This is a genomic window from Clostridium cuniculi (genome assembly GCF_004353185.1).
Classification (GTDB): Bacteria; Bacillota; Clostridia; order Clostridiales; family Clostridiaceae; genus Clostridium; species Clostridium cuniculi.
Genome location: NZ_SMUS01000039.1, coordinates 1 through 23,632, shown reverse-complemented (window position 1 = coordinate 23,632; position 23,632 = coordinate 1). Strand labels below are relative to the sequence as shown.

20 protein-coding genes are annotated in these 23,632 nt (G+C 27.7%); 2 read left to right on the top strand and 18 right to left on the bottom strand.

Annotated features, from left to right (window positions below; all coding sequences use genetic code 11):
- Positions 1 to 124 precede the first annotated feature (124 nt).
- From tgt to EJJ37_RS16225, 7 genes are all read right to left on the bottom strand, one after another.
- The gene (tgt, locus tag EJJ37_RS16255; RefSeq protein WP_133016537.1) at positions 125 to 1,264 is read right to left on the bottom strand and encodes a tRNA guanosine(34) transglycosylase Tgt; all 1,140 of its coding nucleotides are present in this window, start codon (positions 1,262 to 1,264) and stop codon (positions 125 to 127) included.
- A 31-nt stretch (positions 1,265 to 1,295) separates the two neighbouring features.
- A complete protein-coding gene (gene queA / locus EJJ37_RS16250) occupies positions 1,296 to 2,321 on the bottom strand; it encodes a tRNA preQ1(34) S-adenosylmethionine ribosyltransferase-isomerase QueA (RefSeq protein ID WP_133016536.1) in 1,026 nt (341 codons plus the stop codon).
- Between the two features lie 11 nt (positions 2,322 to 2,332).
- Complete coding sequence (gene ruvB, locus EJJ37_RS16245) at positions 2,333 to 3,364, bottom strand: Holliday junction branch migration DNA helicase RuvB (RefSeq protein WP_133016535.1); 1,032 nt, start codon at positions 3,362 to 3,364, stop codon at positions 2,333 to 2,335.
- A gap of 11 nt (positions 3,365 to 3,375) precedes the next feature.
- Positions 3,376 to 3,981 carry a Holliday junction branch migration protein RuvA gene (gene ruvA / locus EJJ37_RS16240; protein ID WP_133016534.1) on the bottom strand — a complete coding sequence of 202 codons (606 nt, stop codon included), beginning with the start codon at positions 3,979 to 3,981 and terminating at the stop codon, positions 3,376 to 3,378.
- 198 nt (positions 3,982 to 4,179) lie between these two features.
- A complete protein-coding gene (locus tag EJJ37_RS16235; RefSeq protein WP_133016533.1) occupies positions 4,180 to 4,599 on the bottom strand; it encodes a hypothetical protein in 420 nt (139 codons plus the stop codon).
- A gap of 194 nt (positions 4,600 to 4,793) precedes the next feature.
- Positions 4,794 to 5,435: a hypothetical protein gene (locus EJJ37_RS16230; protein WP_133016532.1), complete on the bottom strand. Its 642-nt coding sequence runs from the start codon at positions 5,433 to 5,435 to the stop codon at positions 4,794 to 4,796.
- 98 nt (positions 5,436 to 5,533) lie between these two features.
- Positions 5,534 to 5,764 (bottom strand): hypothetical protein, encoded by a 231-nt coding sequence (locus EJJ37_RS16225; RefSeq protein WP_133016531.1) that lies wholly within the window; start codon positions 5,762 to 5,764, stop codon positions 5,534 to 5,536.
- 411 nt (positions 5,765 to 6,175) lie between these two features.
- On the opposite strand from EJJ37_RS16225, the gene EJJ37_RS16220 reads away from it, so the two are divergent.
- Positions 6,176 to 6,676, top strand: coding sequence for a QueT transporter family protein (locus tag EJJ37_RS16220; RefSeq protein ID WP_133016530.1), 501 nt, complete (start codon positions 6,176 to 6,178; stop codon positions 6,674 to 6,676).
- Positions 6,677 to 6,819: 143 nt separating this feature from the next.
- On the opposite strand, the gene EJJ37_RS16215 is transcribed toward EJJ37_RS16220, so the two are convergent.
- The 10 genes from EJJ37_RS16215 to hflX all read right to left on the bottom strand — a co-directional run bounded on the left by EJJ37_RS16215 (position 6,820) and on the right by hflX (position 19,639).
- Positions 6,820 to 8,199: a dicarboxylate/amino acid:cation symporter gene (locus tag EJJ37_RS16215; RefSeq protein WP_226891515.1), complete on the bottom strand. Its 1,380-nt coding sequence runs from the start codon at positions 8,197 to 8,199 to the stop codon at positions 6,820 to 6,822.
- Positions 8,200 to 8,473: 274 nt separating this feature from the next.
- Positions 8,474 to 10,657 (bottom strand): bifunctional metallophosphatase/5'-nucleotidase, encoded by a 2,184-nt coding sequence (locus tag EJJ37_RS16210; protein ID WP_166484815.1) that lies wholly within the window; start codon positions 10,655 to 10,657, stop codon positions 8,474 to 8,476.
- Between the two features lie 255 nt (positions 10,658 to 10,912).
- Positions 10,913 to 11,035, bottom strand: coding sequence for a hypothetical protein (locus EJJ37_RS21045; protein WP_275547958.1), 123 nt, complete (start codon positions 11,033 to 11,035; stop codon positions 10,913 to 10,915).
- 277 nt (positions 11,036 to 11,312) lie between these two features.
- The gene (locus tag EJJ37_RS16205) at positions 11,313 to 11,774 is read right to left on the bottom strand and encodes an RrF2 family transcriptional regulator (RefSeq protein WP_133016527.1); all 462 of its coding nucleotides are present in this window, start codon (positions 11,772 to 11,774) and stop codon (positions 11,313 to 11,315) included.
- Positions 11,775 to 11,790: 16 nt separating this feature from the next.
- On the bottom strand, positions 11,791 to 12,357 hold the full coding sequence (locus tag EJJ37_RS16200; protein ID WP_133016526.1) for an NAD-dependent epimerase/dehydratase family protein: 567 nt from the start codon (positions 12,355 to 12,357) through the stop codon (positions 11,791 to 11,793).
- Positions 12,358 to 12,924: 567 nt separating this feature from the next.
- Positions 12,925 to 13,665, bottom strand: coding sequence for a YebC/PmpR family DNA-binding transcriptional regulator (locus EJJ37_RS16190; protein ID WP_042393627.1), 741 nt, complete (start codon positions 13,663 to 13,665; stop codon positions 12,925 to 12,927).
- A 209-nt stretch (positions 13,666 to 13,874) separates the two neighbouring features.
- Positions 13,875 to 14,522: a YigZ family protein gene (locus EJJ37_RS16185; protein WP_133016524.1), complete on the bottom strand. Its 648-nt coding sequence runs from the start codon at positions 14,520 to 14,522 to the stop codon at positions 13,875 to 13,877.
- Positions 14,510 to 15,922 carry a MocR-like pyridoxine biosynthesis transcription factor PdxR gene (pdxR, locus tag EJJ37_RS16180; RefSeq protein ID WP_133016523.1) on the bottom strand — a complete coding sequence of 471 codons (1,413 nt, stop codon included), beginning with the start codon at positions 15,920 to 15,922 and terminating at the stop codon, positions 14,510 to 14,512. The genes EJJ37_RS16185 and pdxR overlap by 13 nt, the downstream gene beginning before the upstream one ends.
- Before the next feature lie 130 nt (positions 15,923 to 16,052).
- Complete coding sequence (locus EJJ37_RS16175) at positions 16,053 to 17,507, bottom strand: alpha-amylase (RefSeq protein ID WP_133016522.1); 1,455 nt, start codon at positions 17,505 to 17,507, stop codon at positions 16,053 to 16,055.
- Positions 17,508 to 17,842: 335 nt separating this feature from the next.
- Entirely contained in the window at positions 17,843 to 19,639 is a 1,797-nt protein-coding gene (hflX, locus tag EJJ37_RS16170) for a GTPase HflX (protein WP_133016521.1), read from the bottom strand.
- 322 nt (positions 19,640 to 19,961) lie between these two features.
- Between hflX and hpt the strand changes: the two genes are divergently transcribed.
- Complete coding sequence (gene hpt / locus EJJ37_RS16165) at positions 19,962 to 20,489, top strand: hypoxanthine phosphoribosyltransferase (protein ID WP_133016520.1); 528 nt, start codon at positions 19,962 to 19,964, stop codon at positions 20,487 to 20,489.
- A 74-nt stretch (positions 20,490 to 20,563) separates the two neighbouring features.
- Here the strand turns inward: hpt and EJJ37_RS16160 are convergent, their stop codons facing one another.
- On the bottom strand, positions 20,564 to 23,161 hold the full coding sequence (locus tag EJJ37_RS16160; protein WP_133016519.1) for a RyR domain-containing protein: 2,598 nt from the start codon (positions 23,159 to 23,161) through the stop codon (positions 20,564 to 20,566).
- Positions 23,162 to 23,632: the final 471 nt, after the last annotated feature.

The following is a 23,632-nucleotide window of genomic DNA, read 5'->3' as shown; positions in this document are numbered from 1 at the left end:
AAACAATACATTGTAATATTTACTATGTATTAAATACTATACTTTATTTAAATTTATATGTCAATTCTATGAACACTTATACTTTAAAGTTTAATAATTTATTCATAAACATAATTTTAAAGCTTTATTTTTTTATATTCCACTCTCTAAGCTTTTGCTCTTTGAACTCACTATAGTTTCCATTATCAATAGCCTCTCTAATATCAGCCATTAATTTATTGTAGAAATAAAGGTTGTGTAAAACACAAAGTCTTAATGCAAGCATTTCTTTAGCCTTAAATAAATGTCTTATATAACTTCTTGTGTAGTTTTTACATGCAGGACATTGACATCCCTCATCTATTGGTCTTTCATCTAATTCAAACTTAGCATTCATTAAGTTTATTTTACCTTGCCCCGTAAATACATGACCATGTCTACCATTTCTAGCTGGAAGAACGCAGTCAAAGAAGTCAACACCTCTATCTACAGCTTCTAGTATATTTTCTGGAGTACCAACTCCCATTAAATATATTGGTTTATCTTCTGGTAAATGTGGAACTACTGCATCAATAATTCTATACATTTCTTCATGAGTTTCACCAACTGCTAAACCACCAATTGCATATCCATCCATATCTAGTTTTGCTAAATGCTTAGCATGTTCTATTCTTATATCTTCATAACAACCACCTTGGTTAATACCAAAAAGCATTTGTTCTTTATTTATTGTATCAGGTAATGAATTTAATCTATTCATTTCAGCTATACATCTATCTAACCATCTATTTGTTCTTGCAACAGAATTTATTACATACTCTCTACTTGATGGATTTGGTATACATTCATCAAATGCCATAGCTATTGTTGATGCTAAATTACTTTGAATTTGCATTGATTCTTCTGGTCCCATAAAAATCTTTTTACCATCTATATGTGAGTTAAAGTAAACTCCCTCTTCTTTAATCTTTCTCATTGATGATAATGAGAACACTTGGAATCCACCTGAGTCAGTTAATATAGGTCTATCCCAATTCATAAACTTATGTAATCCACCCATTTTTGCAACTACTTTATCAGATGGTCTTAAATGTAAGTGATATGTATTAGAAAGTTCAACTTGACATCCTATTTCCTTTAAGTCCATAGAAGAAACTCCACCTTTAATTGCAGCTAAAGTTCCAACATTCATAAATACTGGTGTTTCTATTGTTCCATGAGGTGTTTCAAATCTTCCTCTTCTTGCTTTACCGTCTTTTTTTAATAGCGTATATCTTTTACTCAAAACTTCACTTCCTTTTAACTTATGTTTTTTATTATTTTATTATCATTGAATCTCCAAAAGAGAAGAATCTATATCTTTCTTTTACAGCTTCATTATAAGCATTCATTACTTTTTCTTTTCCTGCTAAAGCTGAAACTAACATTATTAATGTTGATTCTGGTAAGTGGAAATTAGTTATAAGCTTATCAACAACTTTAAACTTATATCCTGGATAAATAAATATATTAGTCCATCCACTTTGTGCTTTAACAAAACCATTTTCATCTCCAATTGTTTCTAAAGTTCTTGTAGATGTTGTTCCAACTGAAATAATTTTATTTCCACGTTTTTTTGTTTCATTAATTATCTTTGCATCCTCTTCTTCTAAATGATAGAATTCTGAATGCATAACATGCTCATTTACATCATCAACTTTAACTGGTCTAAATGTTCCAAGACCTACATGTAATGTTACATAAGCAATATTTACACCTTTTTCTTTTACTTGTTCTAAAAGTTCTTTTGTAAAGTGTAATCCTGCAGTTGGAGCTGCTGCAGAACCTTGCTCTTTAGAATATACCGTTTGGTATCTTTCCCTATCATCTAATCTTTCTGTTATATATGGTGGAAGTGGCATTTCACCTAGTTCATCTAAAACTTGCTCAAATATTCCATCATAAGAAAATTCTATGATTCTATTCCCTTCTTCTACAATATCAACCACTTTACATTTTAATTTACCTTCACCAAAAGTAAATTCAGCTCCTATTTTAGCTCTTTTACCAGGTTTAGCTAAACATTCCCATTTATCGCCCTCAATTCTTTTTAAAAGTAAAAACTCTATTTTACCTCCACTTATAGCTTTTTCTCCTATAAGTCTTGCTGGCATTACTCTAGTATTATTTAAAACTAATGTATCTCCTGGATTTAAATAATCTATTACATTATAAAAATGTTTATGATCTATTTCTCCAGTAGCTTTATCTAAAACCATTAATCTAGAATAATCTCTCTTTTCTAATGGATGTTGAGCTATAAGCTCCTCTGGTAAGTAAAAATCAAAATCACTTGTCTTCATTAATATATCTCCTAACTTTCAAAAAAACTAGTTTGTCTTTTCGTAACTTTTTTACCTCTTGATCTTCCTAAATGATTATACGCCTTATCTGTAGCTGTTCTTCCTCTAGCTGTTCTAACTATAAATCCTTTTTGAAGAAGATAAGGTTCATAAACATCCTCTATAGTTCCAAGTTCTTCACCTATAAAATAAGATAATGTTTCTATTCCTACAGGTCCACCATTAAAATTATCAATAATAGCTTCTAATATTTTATTATCAACTCTATCAAAACCTTGAGCATCTACTTCTAAAAGTTCAAGAGCCGCTTTTGCTTCTTTATAACTAATTAAAGAATCTGAATATACTTCAGCATAATCCCTAACTCTCTTTAATAATCTATTTGCAATTCTTGGAGTACCTCTAGAACGTCTAGCTATTTCATAGGCACCTTCTTCAGTTATATTACACCCTAATACAAAAGCAGAACGAACAATTATTTCCTTTAATTGTTCTTCAGTATAATATACCATATCACAAAGAACTCCAAACCTATCTCTTAATGGAGAAGTTAACATTCCAATTCTAGTTGTTGCTCCAATCAAAGTGAAATGTGGTAAATCCAATCTAATAGATTTAGCCGCAGCACCCTTTCCTATGACTATATCTAAAGCATAATCTTCCATTGCTGGATAAAGTATTTCTTCAACACTTCTATTTAATCTGTGTATTTCATCGATAAATAAAACATCATTATCTTTTAATGTTGTTAATATAGCTGCCAAATCCCCAGCTCTCTCAATTGCTGGACCTGAAGTTATTTTTAAATCTCCACCCATTTCTTTTGCTATAATATTAGCTAATGTTGTTTTACCTAGTCCCGGCGGACCATACAATAACACATGATCTAATGCTTCATTTCTTCTTTTAGCTGCTGTAATAAAAATATTAAGCCTTTCCTTTACCTTATCTTGGCCTATATACTCATTAATTTTCTGAGGTCTTAAACTTAATTCATTATTTCCATCTTCCAGAATCTCATCTGGAGTGATAATTCTCTCCAAATCTATCACCTCTATCCCATTAATACTCTTAAACATTCCTTAATAATATTTTCTACAGATTCTTGTCTATTTACTTTCTTTAATGCACTTTCAGCTTCTTTTTCTGAATATCCAAGAGCTAATAATGCTCCAAGAGCTTCTCCTATTGCATTACTATTACTTGGTGCAATATCCTCAAATCCTTGTTGAATATCAACACCTTCAGAAACTTCATCTGTCTTAATCTTATCTTTCAGTTCTAATATTATTCTTCCTGCAGTTTTCTTCCCAATTCCAGGTGCTCTGCATAAATGCTTATCATCTTCCATGATTATTGCATACTTCAAATTATTTATTCTACTTATTGAAAGTAATGATAAAGCTGCTTTTGCTCCTACTCCACTTATTGAAATAAGTAGCTTAAACATTTCTAATTCTTCTCTATCTTTAAATCCATATAATCCAATGAAATCTTCTCTTACTATTTGTTCTAAATATAATTGAACTTCTTCAGATATTTTAGGCATTTCTGCCATAGTTGCTCCTGATGTAAAAATCCTATATCCAATCCCATTATTCTCTATAATAACATAATCCTTATTAATCCCAATATATTTTCCCTTAATATATTCGTACATTTCCATCCCCCTTAATCTAATTAGAAATTAGATTATTTTTGTGTTTTGTAATTAAGTTTTTGCAATTTTCAATTACATATTAACGTTATTACTTCTTTAGTCTACCTTATACTTTACCATTTTACTTTAATTTTTTCAATAATAAAGAGTTATACTATTTACATAATATATAGTATAACTCTTTTAGTTCTCACTATGTTATTGTCCTGTTATTGGATCTCCATAAGGTTCCATAATATCAATAGAATCTGTATTAGTAAATATATTGTCTATTGCATAATCAAATGTATTTATTTCCGAAGGATTAAATAATAATTTAGAAATTAGCTCTTCCTTTTCATCTTGGAAAATAACTTCATCTTGTATCTTTTCTATTATTTCTCTTGTATTATATAACCTACATTCTCCTTCTTCTACTCCAATTTTGTAGCAAATTACATTAGCGATATCATCAAAATCTTCTGTTAAATCCTCATATGCGCCAACTACGTCATTGTTTCTTGTCCTAAAATAATAGTAGTTATTAATATATGCTTTTGCTGTTTCTTCATCATGGAAACCTCTAATATTTCCACTAGGCATAACTAATAAATATTCAAAGTTTGGCATAATACTCATATCTTCGCCTCCTTAGTTGCTTACAATAATATTTTCTCCTCTTATGTACAATGTTATACAAGCATCTATTTTCCTATAATGAAAGAGATTATAAATAAGAACCAAATTCTATTTATAATCTCTTCATGTAAAAATATATAATTTAAGGGTATATTAAAAATCACTTTTTAAAAAGTGATTATATGGGATAAGCATTATGAAATATATGCAGTTAGTTTTTCTATTGCCTCGTCTTTTGTATCATAGCAATGTTTTAAATTCTTAATATCTTCTAAATCTTCACCTTGTAAAAAATTTATAGATCTACTATCTCTATATACATCCTCTTCATTTTCAATTGTTAAGTTTCCTTCACTATCAGTTTTATAAATTGCAAAGTATCCATCTTTCTCACCTATATAATATTTATTAGGTTGTAATACATTTGTAGTTCCATCTTTACTAAAAACTACTTTTTCATCTTGTAATTCTTCTAAATTATATCCATTAGCTTCAAAAAAGTTTACAATAAATTGTTGACTAATGTCACTTGATATAAAGTTTTCTTTTTTAAACTCCAAAATACTTTGTTCTTTTTCAATAACACCTTCATTCATTAAAATCAAAATCATATCATCATCTAAAGCCTTAGTATTATTGTATACTGTTTTATCTTCCTCTGTAGTATTTTTTGCATATTTAGGATTAGTCAATCTATTTGTTATAAAATAGCTTCCAAAAAAGCTTATTACAAGAGCAAATACAATCATTCCAGAAATCATTGCTAATTTCTTATTTGTATATTTATTTTCATTATTTATTTGTTTTTTATCATTATTTTTAAATATATTTTTCATGAACATCACTCCTCAGTTGTAATTCTTGACAACTTTACAAATGATATTCATAAAATTAAAAATTTTTCTAAAAAAAATAAAAGCTCAAAAATGAGCTTTTACCATTCAATCATCAATATACTAAAATCTTCTTTTTTAAGAGAAATTCTATATCCTTCTAATAATAACCAACTTACTAACTGTCTTTGAATTTCTTCACTTTCATCATCCATGGCAAGGATTGCACTAATTTTATTTACTCCCATACTTTTTCCCATATCAATATTTTCTTGTATCTTATTTTTATGACTTTCAAACTTATTTTTTAAATCTTCATTTTTAAATTCCATACAGATTCCCCCTTATTACAATTAAAAAACTTTTATCTCCAAATATTAAATTATTTTATCCCATCTATGTAAATTAATTTCTTATCATGTATAAATTTATACTATTCAAGATAAAATAATAATTCTCTTATTATACTATGATTAAAATTAATAATTCACCACTAAAAATTTTATTTTTAATAAAATGAATTTTTCTTGATTTGTGATACAATATTGAGTATAATTTATTTTTGTAATATAGACAGTTCGGGAACCTCCTGTCTCAAAACAAAACTAGGTAAAAGTTTATACTTAAAATAATAGCTAAGAATTAGTAATTAAATTTATTTTAATAATTTTAAAAAAAACTACTAACTTCTAACTATTATAAGCCTTAGGTTCCTAATAATTTTTATTAGGAGGTTTTTCAAAATGAAAAATGATTTAACTAAAAAACTGACTAGAACTGCAATTATTGCAGCAATTTATGCAGTTATAACAGTTGCTATTGCACCTTTATCTTACATGGGAGTTCAATTTAGAATTTCTGAAATTTTAGTTTTATTAGCTGTATTTGATCCATTATATATAGGTGGATTAACACTAGGATGTTTAATTGCTAATTTATTAGGTCCTAATGGTCCTATGGATGTGTTATTTGGAACACTAGCTACATTTATTAGTGTATATGCTATTTATTTAACTGGTAAAATTATAAACAATTATAAGGCTAAACTTTTTATAGCATCTATTTGGCCAACAATAATTAATGGACTTATAGTTGGTTGGATGTTAAATAAGCTATATGGTTTACCACTAATTTTATCTATGGGACAAGTTGCACTAGGAGAATTAGTTGTAATCACATGCATTGGAGTACCTTTATTCCTACTAGCTGGATCTAGGTTCAAAAATGCAATGACATTTAAATAGTTATTTAGGACAACATTTAGTTGTCCTTTTTTTATATAAATATTTAAAAATATAAAAGAACAAGCTATTTATGAATGTTCTTCTGTAAAGTATACAGTTGACACTTCACTATTCTAATCTAGCTTGTTCCCTTTTCTAATTTTCTATTCTGCTAACTCTCTACTTAAGACTATTTCGTTATTATAAATTTCTTCATCTAACATACCTTCTGACTTTGCAACTACAACACTTGTTGCCGCATCTCCAACTACGTTTAGAGAAGTTACTAACATTTCTATTGGTCTGTTTATTGCAAGTATTAATGAATAAGCAAGTATTGCTGCATCATTATTATATCCCATTCCTGTTAATACAGTGAATAGTATTATAGCTCCTGCACCTGGTGCTGCTGGTGTACCAACAGATGATATTAAAGCTAATAATGCTATAACTACTATATTCCCTATAGTCACATCATATCCTGCACTTGTTGCTATGAATATAGCTGCTATGACTTGCATTATTGCTGTACCATTCATATTTACAGTCATTCCAAGTGGTAATATAAATGATGCAATATCTTCACTAACCCCTAATTCTTCAGTTGTAGTTTTTGTATTTAAAGGTAATGTTGCTGCTGAAGATGAAGTTGAAAATCCAAATAAAGCAACCTTCCCTATCTTTTTTACAAATTTAATTGGATTAAGTCTAGCTCCAATTGCTATAAATAATGCATATCCAAATACTAAGAATAATAATAGTGTAAACACTGTAGTAATTACATATACAAGTGCTGGTTTTAAATTATCTACACCATATATTGCAAATGTTCTTGTAATTAGTACAAATATTGCTACAGGTCCAAACTTTGTTATTATAAAACTTAAAAATACTGTTATAATTGAATTTATTTCTTCTAATAAAGTTTTTAATACCTTTATTTTCTCTCCTAAAGTATTTATACAAAGTCCTAATACTACTGCTACAAAAACTACTGCAAGAATACTTCCATTTGTAGAAAATGCAGCTGTTATGTTATTTGGTATTGCTTGTACTATTATTAATAATGGATTTGTAGAGCTTGCTACACCTGCTTGTGCTGTAACATTTTCCACATTTGCTGTAAATAAACCTAAATTTTTAATTATAAATCCAACTGCTCCTGCTAATGCTAATGCAAAAACTGATGTTACTAAGAATCCTAATATTGTCTTATATGAAATACGACCAAGTTTTTTAGTATCACTTATTTTACACATAGCTAAAGCTATTGATGTAAACACCATTGGTACTATTACTAATTGAAGTGCATTTACAAATAGTTGACCTAATATATAAAAAACTCCTATAGCATTTGTTGCTCCTTCTTGTGAAATATCCTGGAATAATATGTTGTTAATACTTGTCCATATATGTGCATTTCCATTAGCATTTAGATTTTCTCTAAGTATTATACATCCTACTCCTACTACTAACCCTAAAATAAGAGCTACTGCCATTTTTATGGCTAATTTGTTACTGTTGTTAATTTTACTTACTTTCATTTGTTTCATTCTCCTTACTAGTTTATTCCCTAATTCAAATAACTAAATAAGGCATAATACACTTTATTAAATTATATAAAAAAGCCTTCCTAAAAAAAGGAAGGCTAATATAATTCAAAATTATTTATCTTTATTAATAACTATATTTCTATTAAAAGATAATTTTACAAGCATACTATAACTTCCTTATTGATTTCTCGAATCAATTTAAAGGGATTTTTTTCTTTATCCTATCATTTAATGTTAGATTTGTCAATGCTTATATCCTTTAAATTTATGCAATATTTTCTTTTTTCTTAAGAACTACAATTCCAATTGTAGTTATAACTAATGCTATAAATATAACTTGTGAAGAAGAAATTGGTGACCCAGTTTGAGGTAATTTATTATTCCCCTCATTAGTGTTACTTTCTGTATTATTTCCACTTTCAATATTTTCATCATTTCCACTCTCACCTGGAGTTGTTTCTGGCGTCTCCTCTGGAGTTTCTTCTGGATTACTTTCAACTGAGTTATCTTCTTTTAATTCATTTATTGCTGATATCACTTCTGTTAATGTATTATCTACATTAAATGTAATATAAATATCTTCTAATGATTTATCCTTTAATGAAATCTTTATCTTGAATACTGTATAGTCATCAGTTTCTTCTGCTTCAATTTCTAAACTACCTAATTGCTTTAAGTTATTTAAGAAAGTTTTTACCTTGTTAATTTCAACATCATTAATCTTCATTTCTAATGGACTTTCATAGCTTCCATTACCATTTATTAATGTAACTATAGATGTATCTATAATTCCTGACATAGCTTCTGGAATAACTGCTGTATCTTCACCATCTATTAATAAATTATAATTTAACTTATCAATACCTTTTTCCCATTGGCTAATAATAACATCTCTCATTTCTCCAATAATAACAGGATCAATATGTCCATCAAAGTTGTAACTATCTCCACCAGTCATTAAGAAATCTATACTTGTTAAAGTATAATACTCATCATCTTGAACTTTAGTTCCATCTGACAATCTCATTGAAGTTATTTCATCAGTTGCTGAATCATACCATACTGTTAAACCTGAATATTGTCCCCATCCAAAACCATCTGGATTAATTCCATGTTGAATTAATTCTTTTAATTTAGCTCCTGTTACTTTCATAGTAACTACATTATTATCAAATGGTAATATTGTGTACATATCCCCAAGTGTTAGTGTTCCTTTTGTTAAAGGTGCTCTAATTCCACCACCATTTGCAATTGCTACTTGTGTTCCACCAGCCTGTCTCATTGCTTCTGCAACAGTTACTCCAAGAGGTGTAACCCCAGCATATCTATCATGATCTAAATCAAAGTTTAATTCTGCTACTTCTGTTAATAATGTTGGAGCTAACTCTTCATTATACTTAGCTATACTTTCTGCAACATTTTCATCTACAGGAAATTCATTTGTTGTACTTTCTGCATAGAATTGTCTAGTATTAGCATCTACATTTAGAATTTCCTCATTTTCATCAAAAGTAAATGTAATTACTGATAATCCTCTACCATTATATCCAGCTTGAACAACAGGTACATCTTTTCCAGTGTTGCTGTTTTGTACAAATCCATCAACAAATTTATGATTATGTGCTGCAATTACTGCATCAACATCAGCAGCATTTTCTGCTATTTCTGCAGCTTCACCAGTTATTGTTCCATCACTATTTTCTACAGCCGGTGAATGTGTTAATGCAACTACTATATCTGCACCTTCTGCTCTAACAATTTTTGAATATTTATCAATTGTTTCAACTATATCTAAGAATTTTAAACCAACAACATTTTCAGCTTTTGTACTTGTTAATGTCTCTGGTGTTGCAATACCTATAAATGCAATATTAATACCATCAACAGTAGTCATTACGTAAGGTTCCGCATATTCTGGCGCTTCTCCAGTAGCTTCGTCAATTAAATTTGCTGCTACAAACTTAAAGCCTACTTCGTCTGCCCATGGCTTTATTTTATCTGATCCCCAATCATACTCATGATTACCTATAGCAGATGCTACTATTCCAATCTCCTTAAGCATTTCACTAACAGGTGCACCTGATAATATATTAGAAATTGCTGTTCCTTGATATATATCCCCACCTGAAACTGTTGCTACCCCATATGTATCACTAGCTTCATCCTTCTTTTGATACTCTTTTATAATACCTGTTAATTTTGCAGCCCCAATATTTTTTCCACTTTCTAATACATTTCCATGGAAATCATTAAAACTTAATATTTCTATAACTTTATTTGAAGATTTATCATCACTCTTTTCCTCTTCATTTAAAGCTACATTTTCAATATTATGTACTACTTCCGCATTAATTTCTTCAGCTTTAACCGATTTTACTGGTGTTATTAATCCAGCACTAATTGTAAATGCAGTTATAAGCGCTAGTAACTTAGTTTTATTTTTTAACATTTTTATCCCCCTTAACATATCTAAGATGAATAGCCCTACATCTTTTACTACATTAAGAATAATATATTATACGAACATTTTTTGCAATAGTTTTTTTATCATTCGTATAAATTTGTTAATTTTTTTATTCATTATATAATATTTCTAATTTTATATAAGATTAAACAAACTAATTATCTTAATCAATGATTCTTAATTTTTATTATTGTTATAATATTCAATTATCTCTGGTGTTTTAGACCAATATTTGATGCCCTAATTTTCAAAATTCCATTCTTCAATATAGTCATTACACTCATAATCTATATACCAAAGTAATTCATTACTTACAATAAAATTAGTTGGAAAATAATCAATATTAATATTTAATGGATACAATATTTCACACCTATTTTTAATCTGTTTAATATAACTTGGACTAACTTTATCTTCTAATGCTAATTCATATATAGTGTATTCCTCTATAAACTCTTTTAAAATTCCTATTTTAATATGTTAATAATATTTTTGAATTACTAACTAAAAATACCGCATATTCTATTGAATAATACGGTATTCTCACAATTTAATATTTAATTTACTTTCGTAAGATTTTAAAACTGTTCCTATAAAAATTCATCTAATCTCTATCTTAATTGGAATCTACTGCAATACCTTATACCTTTTCGTTCCAATCTATCTTTATACATCTATTTTCTTCTTCCATAAGCAATTCTGATAAATATACAGATGATAATTCACTATTAAACGCATTAACTCCTAAATCAATAGTATCCATTACTTTTTTCTTGCTTTGTTTAGTATGCTCATCATCATTAAAAATATGTTCAGCTAAATCTGATATTTCATATTTAATTCCTTCTGTTTCAATTGCTTTATATACATCATATAAAGTTATTTGATTTAATGATTTTTTTAATTGGAATCCTCCATCTTTACTAGCACTAGATATAACCAAATCTGCCAAAACTAGTTTTCTTAAAATCTTTTTCAAATAAGAATCTGATACTTTTAAAATTTTGCTCATAACATTGCTTTTTACAGATTGATTATCTTTTTGTAATCCTAGCATTAAAAGGACGTATATTCCTTGTTCAAAACTTTTACTTATTTTCACTACAAATCTCCCTTTTTTATCTTGTTAGCTTACTAATTAAGTCACTAGCTACATCTTCTACATGGACTGGTTTTAGTTTTTTGGAAAATACCCCCATAATTTTAAACATAGGAATCATTTTAGATAGTATATCATTTCTATCACCACCATAAACAACTGTAGGCTCTACATATTCTACTCTTTTTTGACTTGATTGAAGCATCTTTATTATATCCGATTTAATATTTACAAAGCTTTTCGGTCCTAAAACACCACCAACAAAGCCTATCTTATCAATGTTGTAGTTTTTAGCAATATCCAACATTACTTCTGCAGGTTGTTTATTAACTTTTATAAGTTCTTCCATATCTTTTTCTGGACGTCCGATAAAGTCTATAATGCATGAAACACCTTCTGGTAGCACTCTTACTACAGAATTATAATCAGTTACATCAGCTGATAAATTATGTATTCTTTTATCTACTAATTTATTCTTTCCTGATCTTGAAATAATATAAAATTCTGCATGTGAATCTTTCTTTAACCATTGTTTTGTTACTTCTCTTCCAATATATCCATTTCCACCAAGCAATATAATTTTCATAAAGCACCTCTCTAAATATATAAATTATTATTTCCATAGATATTTTATATCTATAGATACGAAACGTCAATGGATTTATAATAAAAATATAATTTTTATTCTTACATTATCATTAAAGATTTTAATCAACGTATTTTTTCTCTTAGCCAACTAATCTTCTTAGTAATATTTTACTTATCTGTAATATGATCCTCTTTTACCGTATATTTAAAATAACCTCTAAGATATTTTATAATAGAGTTGATATATACTTCCGATCGTTGTAAATTTTGAATATACTTATATATTCCTTTAAGTGCATAGGTAATAATTCTTCAATATTTTTTTACTTCAAATTCCTTATAGCAAAAATTAATGAACTTTACCGTTAAATTATAGCTAGTTTTTATACTTCTTATGCTAAAACTCCTTATTTGCATTTCATATTTGTATTCTTTCAATAAATCTTCTAATAACAAAAACACCCCTAACATTGATATTATGTATATCAATATTAAGAGTGTAAATAAATAAGATGTATGTCACTATCGAATGATTTTGTAGGACTTTATATAGCTATTAAACCTTCTATTCATCCCATCCTTCTGGGAATTCAGCATTATGGTAAACTTCTTGAACATCATCATCATCTTCAAGTAAATCTAACATCTTTTGGAACTTCTTAGCTGCATCTTCATCAATTTCAGTATATGTATCTGGAATCATTTTAACTGCTGCTTCTAAGAATTCTAATCCTTCAGCTTCTAAAGCTTCTCTTACTGTACCAAAATCTTCTGGTGCAGTTGTGATTATGAATACTTCTTCTTCATCACTATTGAAATCTTCAGCTCCAGCATCTAATGCCATCATCATTAATTCTTCTTCATCAAGGTCTCCCTTTTCTATAACAATTTCACCTTTTTCTTGGAACATGAATCCTACACAACCTGTAGTTCCCATGTTTCCACCACCTTTAGTGAAAGCACTTCTTACATTTCCTGCTGATCTATTCTTATTATCAGTTAAAGTATCAACAATAACAGCAACTCCTGATGGTCCGTATCCTTCATATACTATTCTTTCATAGTCAACTGCTGATAACTCACCTGAAGCTTTCTTTATTGATCTTTGTACTGTATCATTTGGCATATTAGCCGCTTTTGCTTTTGCTATTGCATCTCTTAATTTAGGGTTGTTATCAGGATCTGGTCCTCCATTTTTAACAGCTATCATTAACTCTCTACCAATTTTAGTGAAAATTTTCCCTCTTTTAGCGTCAGCTTTACCTTTTTTATTTTGTATATTATGCCATTTTGAATGTCCTGACATTATTTCATCCTCCTAAATCTTTTAAGTTTATTAATAAAAATCTTCTTATATTATACCATAAGGATTATTATTTAACAATTTAAGCGAGATTCAAAATTTTAATTTTGTCAATCCAACTTACACCTACGAACAATAATGAGTAGCGTGTTTCCGAAATTAAATTCAAAATTACACCTACAAACGAAAGTAAATAGAATGTTTCCTTATCACTATATAATACTATATAATCTATTCTCTTCTTTAAAATACACCTCTGGTTTACTTTTTTCAACTATTATCTTTCCATTACTTGCTTCTATAGCTTCTTTTTCTATTTCTTCCGCTACAGAAACTTCTGCAAGTATGTGTACTATAACTTTATCTGTATATTCTGTATCTTCAATATGCCAATTATTTTGTCCACAAAAATACTGTACTTTCCCTATCATATCATAATCTAACGTAAGAGATACCTTAACACCTTGAACCTTTTCTACTACACCTCCAGCTTTTAATGCTATAGAAGCTCCTTTAGTATACGCTCTTGTTAATCCTCCAGTTCCTAACAAAATACCACCAAAATATCTTGTTACAACAACTGCACAATCTGTAATATTAGATTTTTTCATCACTTCTAAAATAGGAATTCCTGCTGTCCCCTGTGGTTCACCATCATCGCTATATCTTTGAATCCCCATATTTTCACCAATTATATATCCCCAACAATTATGTCTTGCTTGTTTATGCTTTGATTTTATTTCTGCTACAAATGCTTTTGCTTCCTCTTCATTTTCTACTCTTTTTGCATATCCAATAAATTCAGATTTTTTTTCAATAAAGCTATCTTCTCCATATTCTCTTATCGTTATATATGCCATTTTTCTAGCTCCTCCTTAATTATATCAATTCCACTTATTATTTCTTCCTGGTTAACTTGTGAAAAACTCACCTTAAAATATTGCTCTCCTAAATTTGATCCCTTATAAAATAATGTTCCTGGAGTAATATAAACTCCTTTTTCCTTAAGCCTATAAAATAATTCCTTTGATTTAATTTCTTTATCTTTAATATTTAAATAAAAGCTTAATCCACCTTTAGGATCAAAAAATCCTACATACTTTTTCAACTTTTCATTAATTAGCTTTTTCATTAACTCATATCTTTTTATATACTCACTTCTTAGATTATCTATATATTCAATCCAATAACCTTCTTTAATATACATTTCTAAAGCTCTTTGCATTAATGTTGATGTGGCAATATCTGTATTAATCTTTGAGTTTTGGATACTTTCTCTAAAGCTTTCTGGAGATATTATATATCCAAGTCTTATCCCTGGTAAAAATATTTTCGAAAAACTTTTTATATAAATTACTCTATCATTTTTATCTAAAACCTTAAATGGTTCGTGTTTTATATTATCATCAAATATTAGCTCTGACAAATAATCATCTTCTATTATATAAAAATCATACTTTTCCGCTAATTCTAAAATAGCAAGTTTCTTTTCATGACTATAACTAATTCCAGTTGGATTCTGAAAATAACTCATTGTATAAAAACACTTAATTTTATTTTTCCTTAATATATCTTCAAGTTTTTTTATATTTATACCATCTTCTTCTACAGGCATTTCAAACACATTTGCTCTTCTAAATTTAAATACAGACAATGCACCTGCATAAGTTGGTTTTTCAACAATAACATTATCATTAATATTTAATATTGCCTTTGATGCAATATCTATCCCCTGTTGTGCTCCTGATACGATTAATAAGTTCTCTATATTTAAAGAATTATTCCAAAATACTTTATTTATAGTTTCTCTAAGGTTTGCATATCCAAAAGCTTCCTCCCTAATTAATGCATCTGCACCATCTCTATCTAAAACTTCATTTATAACTCTTTTAAATTGATTTATAGGAAAATTAACCTTTCTAGAGCTTTCTCCTGTAAAATCAATTATATTTTTCTCATAATTGTTTTTTATTAATTTAATTTCTTTAGAATATTCCTTTTTAAAATAATCAGTAATTTCTCTTTTCTTGGCATATGTTCCTGAACCCATTTTTTGATAAGCATAACCTTCACTTACAAGCTTATCGTAACAACTTACAATTGTAACATTATTTACTTTTAACTCCTTAGCTAATACTCTTATAGGAGGTAACTTATCTCCATCCTTTATTACTTTGGAATTAATCAAATTCTTGATATTATCTGCAATTTGAATATATTTAGGCTCATAATCATTAAATTCAATATTATACTTTTCCATATTGCCCCCATCACTCTTATTGATAAATTGTATTAATACATTTAATTATAGAAAATATAGTAAATCTGGTCAAATTTTTATAAAAATAATAGCACAGAATTATAATCTTAAATAATCCTGTGCTATTTATTTATATATCTACCTTATCTAATACCCAAACAGATACGCTTCCGTTTCTAACCATAAATTTTCCAAAACCATCCTTATCAATAACTACTTTCTCTTGAAAATTTGAAAGCAAATCTCTAAACTTCTCACCTGAAAACTGTTTTCCTACATACATTTTCTTTTGCCCACCTAACTTATTAGTTAACAAAACAGCTAAACCTGAATTATTATATTCTTTAATTCCTTCTCTTGTCCATCCAATTATATTTTTATCATCAAAATAATCATGTTGTTCGCCATATGCTAATTGCTTTCTAGCCTTTAATAATAAATCTAAATAACTTCCTATGCCAAAATATCCACGGCTTGGTATTCCATAATAATCTCCATAAAATACACAAGGATATCCTTCTATTCTTAATAATATTAAAGAATAAGCTATTGGCTTAAACCAATTTTCTACCCAGGACTGTAGTGAACTTCCTAATTGAGTATCATGATTATCAACAAAAGTTACTGCTTTTGTTGAATATTGCTCTACTAATGTACCTTTAAAAATATTTCTCATATCAAAATCACCATTGCTATGAGAAGCTTCATATAAATTAAAATGTAATGGTACATCAAACAAAGACATAACATATTTAGTATTTTTTAAATATTCTAATAGTACATCTACATTAGAATGCCAATACTCCCCTACTGAAAATAATTCTTTTCCACTTTCTTTTCTTAGATATTCTAGCCATTCTACAAAAAAATCATAACTTATATGCTTAACAGCATCTAGTCTAAATCCATCAATATTTGTAAAATCGATGTACCACTTTCCCCACTTTTTCAGTTCTTCCACCACATCTCTATTTGAAAAATCTAAGTCAGCTCCCATAAGGTAATCATAATTTCCATTTTCTTTATCTACTCTATTACTCCATTCCTTAGTTAAAAACTTATAGATACTATTTCTTTTTGTTTTATCATCATAATCTATTCCATCAAAAGCATTCCAGTCCCATTTAAAGGAAGAGTATTTATTATTTCTTCCTGGAAAAGTAAACTTAGTCCATGCTCTTATTACTTTAGTTCCACTAATAGGAATATTCCTATTAAAAAACTCCTCTTCTCTTGCCATAACTTCTTCAGCTTCATCTGCACCCATTTTATGATTTAAAACTATATCTCCATAACTTTGAACACCATTTTTCTTTAACATTTTTATGGCCATTAAATATTCATCTTTACTACCATATTTAGTTTCTATACTTCCTTTTTGATTAAATTCTCCTAAATCATATAAATCATATGCTCCATAACCAACATCATATCCACCACCAATCCCCTTATATGCTGGTGGCATCCATACAGCTGTTATACCTAAATCACGTAAATTACTTGCTTCTCTAGATATTTCGTTCCATAATTTACACTGTGGCAATAAAAACCATTCAAAATATTGCATCATTGTTCCATTAACCATTTTATTTCCACCCACTTTACAACCATACTTATTAATATTTTAACATATTTTAACATATTTAACTATCTAAAAATGTCTTAAAATAAAAATGGCCCTGATATTGCTAAATATAAATTATTTTACTGGTACTTATGAACATTTTTTAGGTAGTACCTTAAAACATTTATATCTTTTTTATTAACAATATCAGAACCTATGTTAAAAAGAGCATCCTTAAAATAAGTATTTATTCACTTCTATAACCATAGACAGCTTATTTTAATATTCATTAAGAATCCTATATCATTTCTAAAGAATGTTAAAATTACTTAATCTTAAGTAGCTCTTATTAACTATTACATTAATATATTTATGATGTAATCTTTAGTTTTATTATAACTTTCATCATCAACTTCAACAATCATGAAAGTTCCATTTTCTCTATACTCTTCTTCTAAAACTCTACCATTTCTATGAAGGAATGAATTAATATCACTTCTGTCATATGGTATTAAATACTCACACTTTTTCATCTTATAAGGAAGATTTTCTTCTATTAGTGTTAATAACTCATCTAAATTTATACCTTCTCTTGCTGAAATTTCAATTGTTTCATATTCACTTGTAGCTTTTTTAATAGCTTCAAGTTGCTCTTCTGTTGCATTATCTATTTTATTTAAAACAAGTAAAGTTTTCTTATCTTTAGCTCCCAATTCGAATAAAACTTCTTCTACAGCTCTAATTTGTTCTAAAGCTGTATCACTTGAAGAATCAACTACATGACATAAAAGATCTGAATAAATTACTTCTTCTAAAGTTGATTTAAATGCTTCTACTAAATCATGTGGTAACTTTCTAACAAATCCAACTGTATCTGTTAAAGTTATTACTCCTTTATTTTTTAATACAATAGCTCTAGTTGTTATATCTAATGTTGCAAATAACATATCTGCTTCAAATACTTTTTCTTTACCTATAACTTCTTTTTGAGCTGCTACATCACAAAGTGCATTTCTTAAAGTAGATTTTCCTGCGTTAGTATATCCTACTAATGAAACTTTTGGAATACTTTCTTTGTTTCTTTTCTCTCTTTGAGTTTCTCTAATTTTTTTAATTTTCTTTAATTCATCATTTAAATCATAAATTTGCTCTTTTATATGTCTTCTATCTGTTTCTAGTTTCTTTTCTCCAGGCCCTTTAGTACCAATACCACCACCAGTTCTTGACATTATTGTACCTAACCCTTGAAGTCTACTCATTCTATATTTAAGTTGTGCTAATTCAACTTGAATTTTAGCCTCTCTACTCTTTGCTCTTCTAGCAAATATCTCAAGAATAAGGGTAGTTCTATCTATAACTTTAGCCCCTATAGCAGCTTCTAAATTTCTAACTTGTGATCCTGATAATTCATCATCAAATATAACTACATTTGCTCTTAACTTTTGTCTTAATTGAGCAATTTCTAAAACTTTACCTCTACCAATATAAAAAGCAGCATCTATTTTACTTCTACTTTGATAAACACTATCAAGTACTGGAATATCACAAGCTTTTGTTAACTCCTTAAGTTCTTCTAAACTTTCTCTTGTATCAGAACCTACTAATATAGCTTTTTCTTCATCATCTTCAATTATATCTTTTTCCTTAATTAAAGAATCTATATAATTAATTTTATTTAATATATGTATTTTAGATATCTCTTCTAAAGGTATATGAGCAGTTTCTTCATAATCTAAAGTATCATTAAGAACAGTTAGCATTCCTAAAGAACAATCTAATATCTTTCCTTCATATATTCCTACCGCTACAATAGCATCTAATTTTAATTTTAATAAAGCACTAATATCTAATGCAGATAAATTACTCATACCATTTGGATGTGTATGAATTATTCTAACACCAGCTAATCTTTTTTCCCTTATATCTAAAGTTTCTATTTCTACTGAAGTAGAATCTCCAATTGCTATAGTTCTAATATTTCCTCTTCTATCTATTGCAACACTTACTTCTCTTTCTATAAATGATGAAACTCTAGAAATTACTTCTATTATTTCAGTAGAACAAACCTCATCTTTTGGGCATTTAGCTTTATAAAGTCTTTCTAATTCTTCTATAGCAGACTTTTTTACACCATCTATATTTCCATATATCATATTATCACCTCAACTAAAGCTTCTTATTTAGTATATACTAATTGTATAAAAGTAATTTTATAATTTCTATTAAACCTATTCCTATATATACTAATATTACTGATATTTCACTATATTTTATCTTATTCTAAAGTAACTGTAAACTAAATATATTCCAATTTTTACGTTGCAAAATTTTAAAATTATTGTTAGAATCTATATTATTATTGTACTTCTAGTGGAATACAATTATACTTTTGCTTAATATAAATAAGCCAACTATTTATGATATTTTTTCATATAATAATTAATAATATAAATACTGTAGTGGAGGGTTTCTTACATGGACGATAAAAAGCGTAATATTCTTTTCTCTGAAGAACAAATTAAGGTTAGAGTTAAAGAATTAGGTGAAGAAATAAGTAAAGATTATGAAGGTAAAGAATTATATGTATTACCTCTTTTAAGAGGAAGCTTTGTTTTTGGAGCTGATATATTTAAAGCTTTAGACGTAAAAGCTAAGGTTGGATTCATGACTACTTCTAGTTATGGACATAGCGAAGTTAGTTCTGGTACTGTTAATGTTGTTAACGATATTCCAGATAACATAGAAGGATTAGATGTTTTAATAGTTGATGATATAATAGATACTGGATATACAATGGAATTTGTTATAGAACATGTAAAAAAATTAGGCGCAAGATCAGTAAAAACTTGTGTATTATTAGATAAACCTTCTAGAAGAAAAGTTGATTTAAAACCTGATTATTGTTGTTTCGAAATCGATGATTTATTCGTAGTAGGTTATGGACTTGACTATGAAGGTTATTACAGAAATGTTCCATATGTATTTAATTGGGAAAGTAAATAATATTTAAACATAGCTAAAGCTAGTGATTGCAATGCATTCACTAGCTTTTTTATATTTAGTCTTCTATTAATCATTTAATTATCATAAGTTTTCTTAATACAATTATGTGATTCGCAATAGCATAAATAATTCAATTTCTCTATTTTTAACTTACTATTTACTAATGCTTCAGGCCATAATTTAATATATTTAATTATAGTATCTTTGATTTCCTGACTTAAATTATTCCAGCTTGTTATTGATGGATGAACCAATTTATTAACATCAGCAAATTCTCCATATTTCCATCCCTCTTTTTTTCTATTTTTTAACCATATCTCATGCTGATATTCTGCTAAATACTCTAGTTCATTTTCTGCAAAATTTACCACTATAGGTGTTTCGTTAATTGAACATAATTCATAATTAGCCTTATATAGTATTTGAGGAATGTTTTTCACTTGTTCATAAATCCATTTTTTTAAGTGATTTTGTAAAACATCATTATAACTATCTATAATAATTGGATTATTTTCTAAATATGTTTTTTCAAATTTACTCCAAATATAATATGATAAATGTTCTATTTTTTCACTAAAGAATTCTTCAAGCATCATGTAATGATAGAATTCTTGTTCATCTACATGTAGTTTCAACTGACTTTTAGATGGTAAATGTGATTGTTCCCACTTTTTCACTCCTGATAACATACTCATTTCTAAAATAGCTTCCATAGACCTTGATTCATGCTTAAATTTAGGAATTTTTAATAATGCCCTAATAATTCCATTATCAACCTGTGCTTCTCCATTGTCATTAATAAGATATGGAGCTTTTCTAATCAATAAAGAACGAAGTAGCATTGCTCTTCTAATAATAAATAATTGATCCCATTTTTTATCTGTTTGATTTGGACCAAGAATATTAACATACCCTCTTAAACGACTAACAAAATCAGGACCCTTAGCATTTTTAAAAGTATTTGTAAATGATTCTATTTTATCTTCATCTTTTATTTCTTCTCCACAGAATCCTTCATATGTACTTGATGTTCCTCCTGCAAATACAAATATAGCTTTTCCAATTGGATGTACTGAATCTCCTTCTCTAAAAGTACCATCTTGCATAGGTGCTAAGAAATACTTTAACCACCCCAGATTTTCTCCAAAAGTAGAATCAAATTCATCAAAAAATACAAGTGGTAACTTACCATTCAATACTATATCTCTAACTTTATGAAAAGCTGCAATTAAATCATTAACACCTTGGAATTGTGATAGATTAAAATCTATTTTTTCTATTAAATTTGGAGCTATACTTGCAGCAACTTCTGTTACCCCAAAAGATTTACCTGATCCTGGAGTACCAAAAACTGCAATAGATAGTGGTCTCACAGCATTTTCAGTAGAAATATATTCTGCAATAAGATTTTTTATACTTCTATAGGCTTCTATTTCAGTTCTATCTACTGTTTTTAAATTTCTAAATTTAGCTATAGGAATATACTTCAAAGCACTATCTTCGCCTTTTTTAACTATTTCATAGGCAATTTCTTCTAAATTTGTTGAACTTTTATCTTTTATAATATACCAACATCCTCGACAATTAGGATTATTAGTATTTTTTATTTTAACATCTTGAATATGTTCATTAAAATTACATTCACCCTCAGCACATTTAAATAATGATTCATTAGGGAATTTATCATTTTCTAAATCAGCTCCAAATCCATTAATAAAATATCTTTGAGCTGAAAGCATCCCTTGTCTGATACCTTCATCTATTAGCTCTGACAAAGCTTCTCCCTCTGTCCTATTGCTTATTGATTTAGTAAGACCAGCTACAAAACAAGATGTTAATCCGTACATTTTTCCACTATTTTCTTTTATAAATCCACCTTCAAATTCATTTGTTAAAAAATATAACTTTGATGTACTACTTAAATCTTTATGATAATATATTACTCCTTCTAATCCAAAAGGAATTATAAGATTTGTACAATTAGATAGATATTTAAGCTTAGGATTATTCTTCATCTGCCAAACAAAATCTAATGCTGTTTTTTCCCAAGAAAGCCCTTTACTAATATTTACTCCTTTAGCTCTTAAGTCATCTGCATTAATAATAACTATAGTATTTTTTAAATGATTTTTTTCAATATGTAGCCATAATTTATTATTAAAATCTATTTTATTAGTTTTATATAATATTATAGGTGTTTTATTAGCTGATTTTATAGCTAATGGCCAAACATCTTCATTGGAATTAAAACCATTATTGTTATCATCTAATACAACTATTTTAGCATCTTCATTGTCATTTATTACAGAAAATGTTCTAGGAGCTTCTGAATCTTTTATATAATATCCTGAAAATTCATCTATTCTATAAACTTCATCTTTATTTTGCTTATTATTAGTTAATGGAAACTTCTTCAAATTTGCAACTGAAACTAAAACATTATCATTTAAATATAAGTTCATATCCTCAATTTCAGGTGAAGCTACTTCAAGTTCTGTTGCATCCGCTATAAGCTTGGACAACAATAAAGCTCCTCCCTTTTCATACCTTTGGCATACCTTAGGGTATAAATTGTAATTAAAAGTATTATCTATATTAGTTCTTTTTTGCCAAACTAGTAAATTTACACAAACATCACCAGTGACAATTATCTCAGACTTCTTATTTATCACAAATACTTCTCTCCTTCTTTATACTATATATCTATTATTCCTATTACATTTCTTAATGTGATATTTTTAAATTTCTTTTAAAAAATACGCAATAAACGTTAAAGAGATATTTATTAAAATTACCTTTCTTATAACCTAATTATACATACAATTACTGGTTATAATTGTATAATAAATCATATTTTACTTTAAGAAAAGTAGGTACTTTTTTAATACATAGTATCGAAAAAGATACTACTATAATTTATATTTTTAAAAATTAAATCCTATATCATACATAATTACTTCTTTTGTTTTATATATTTACTTTATAGTATAATACTGCATAATTATTGTACAAACATTTTTATAGGTACAACTTATATCATAACTAATCTTGATTTATACACAATACTTATCTTATTATTATCCATTTAGAATTACACTATAAAATTATGTACTTTTTTTCCTTTGTTAATGTTTTATTACTCA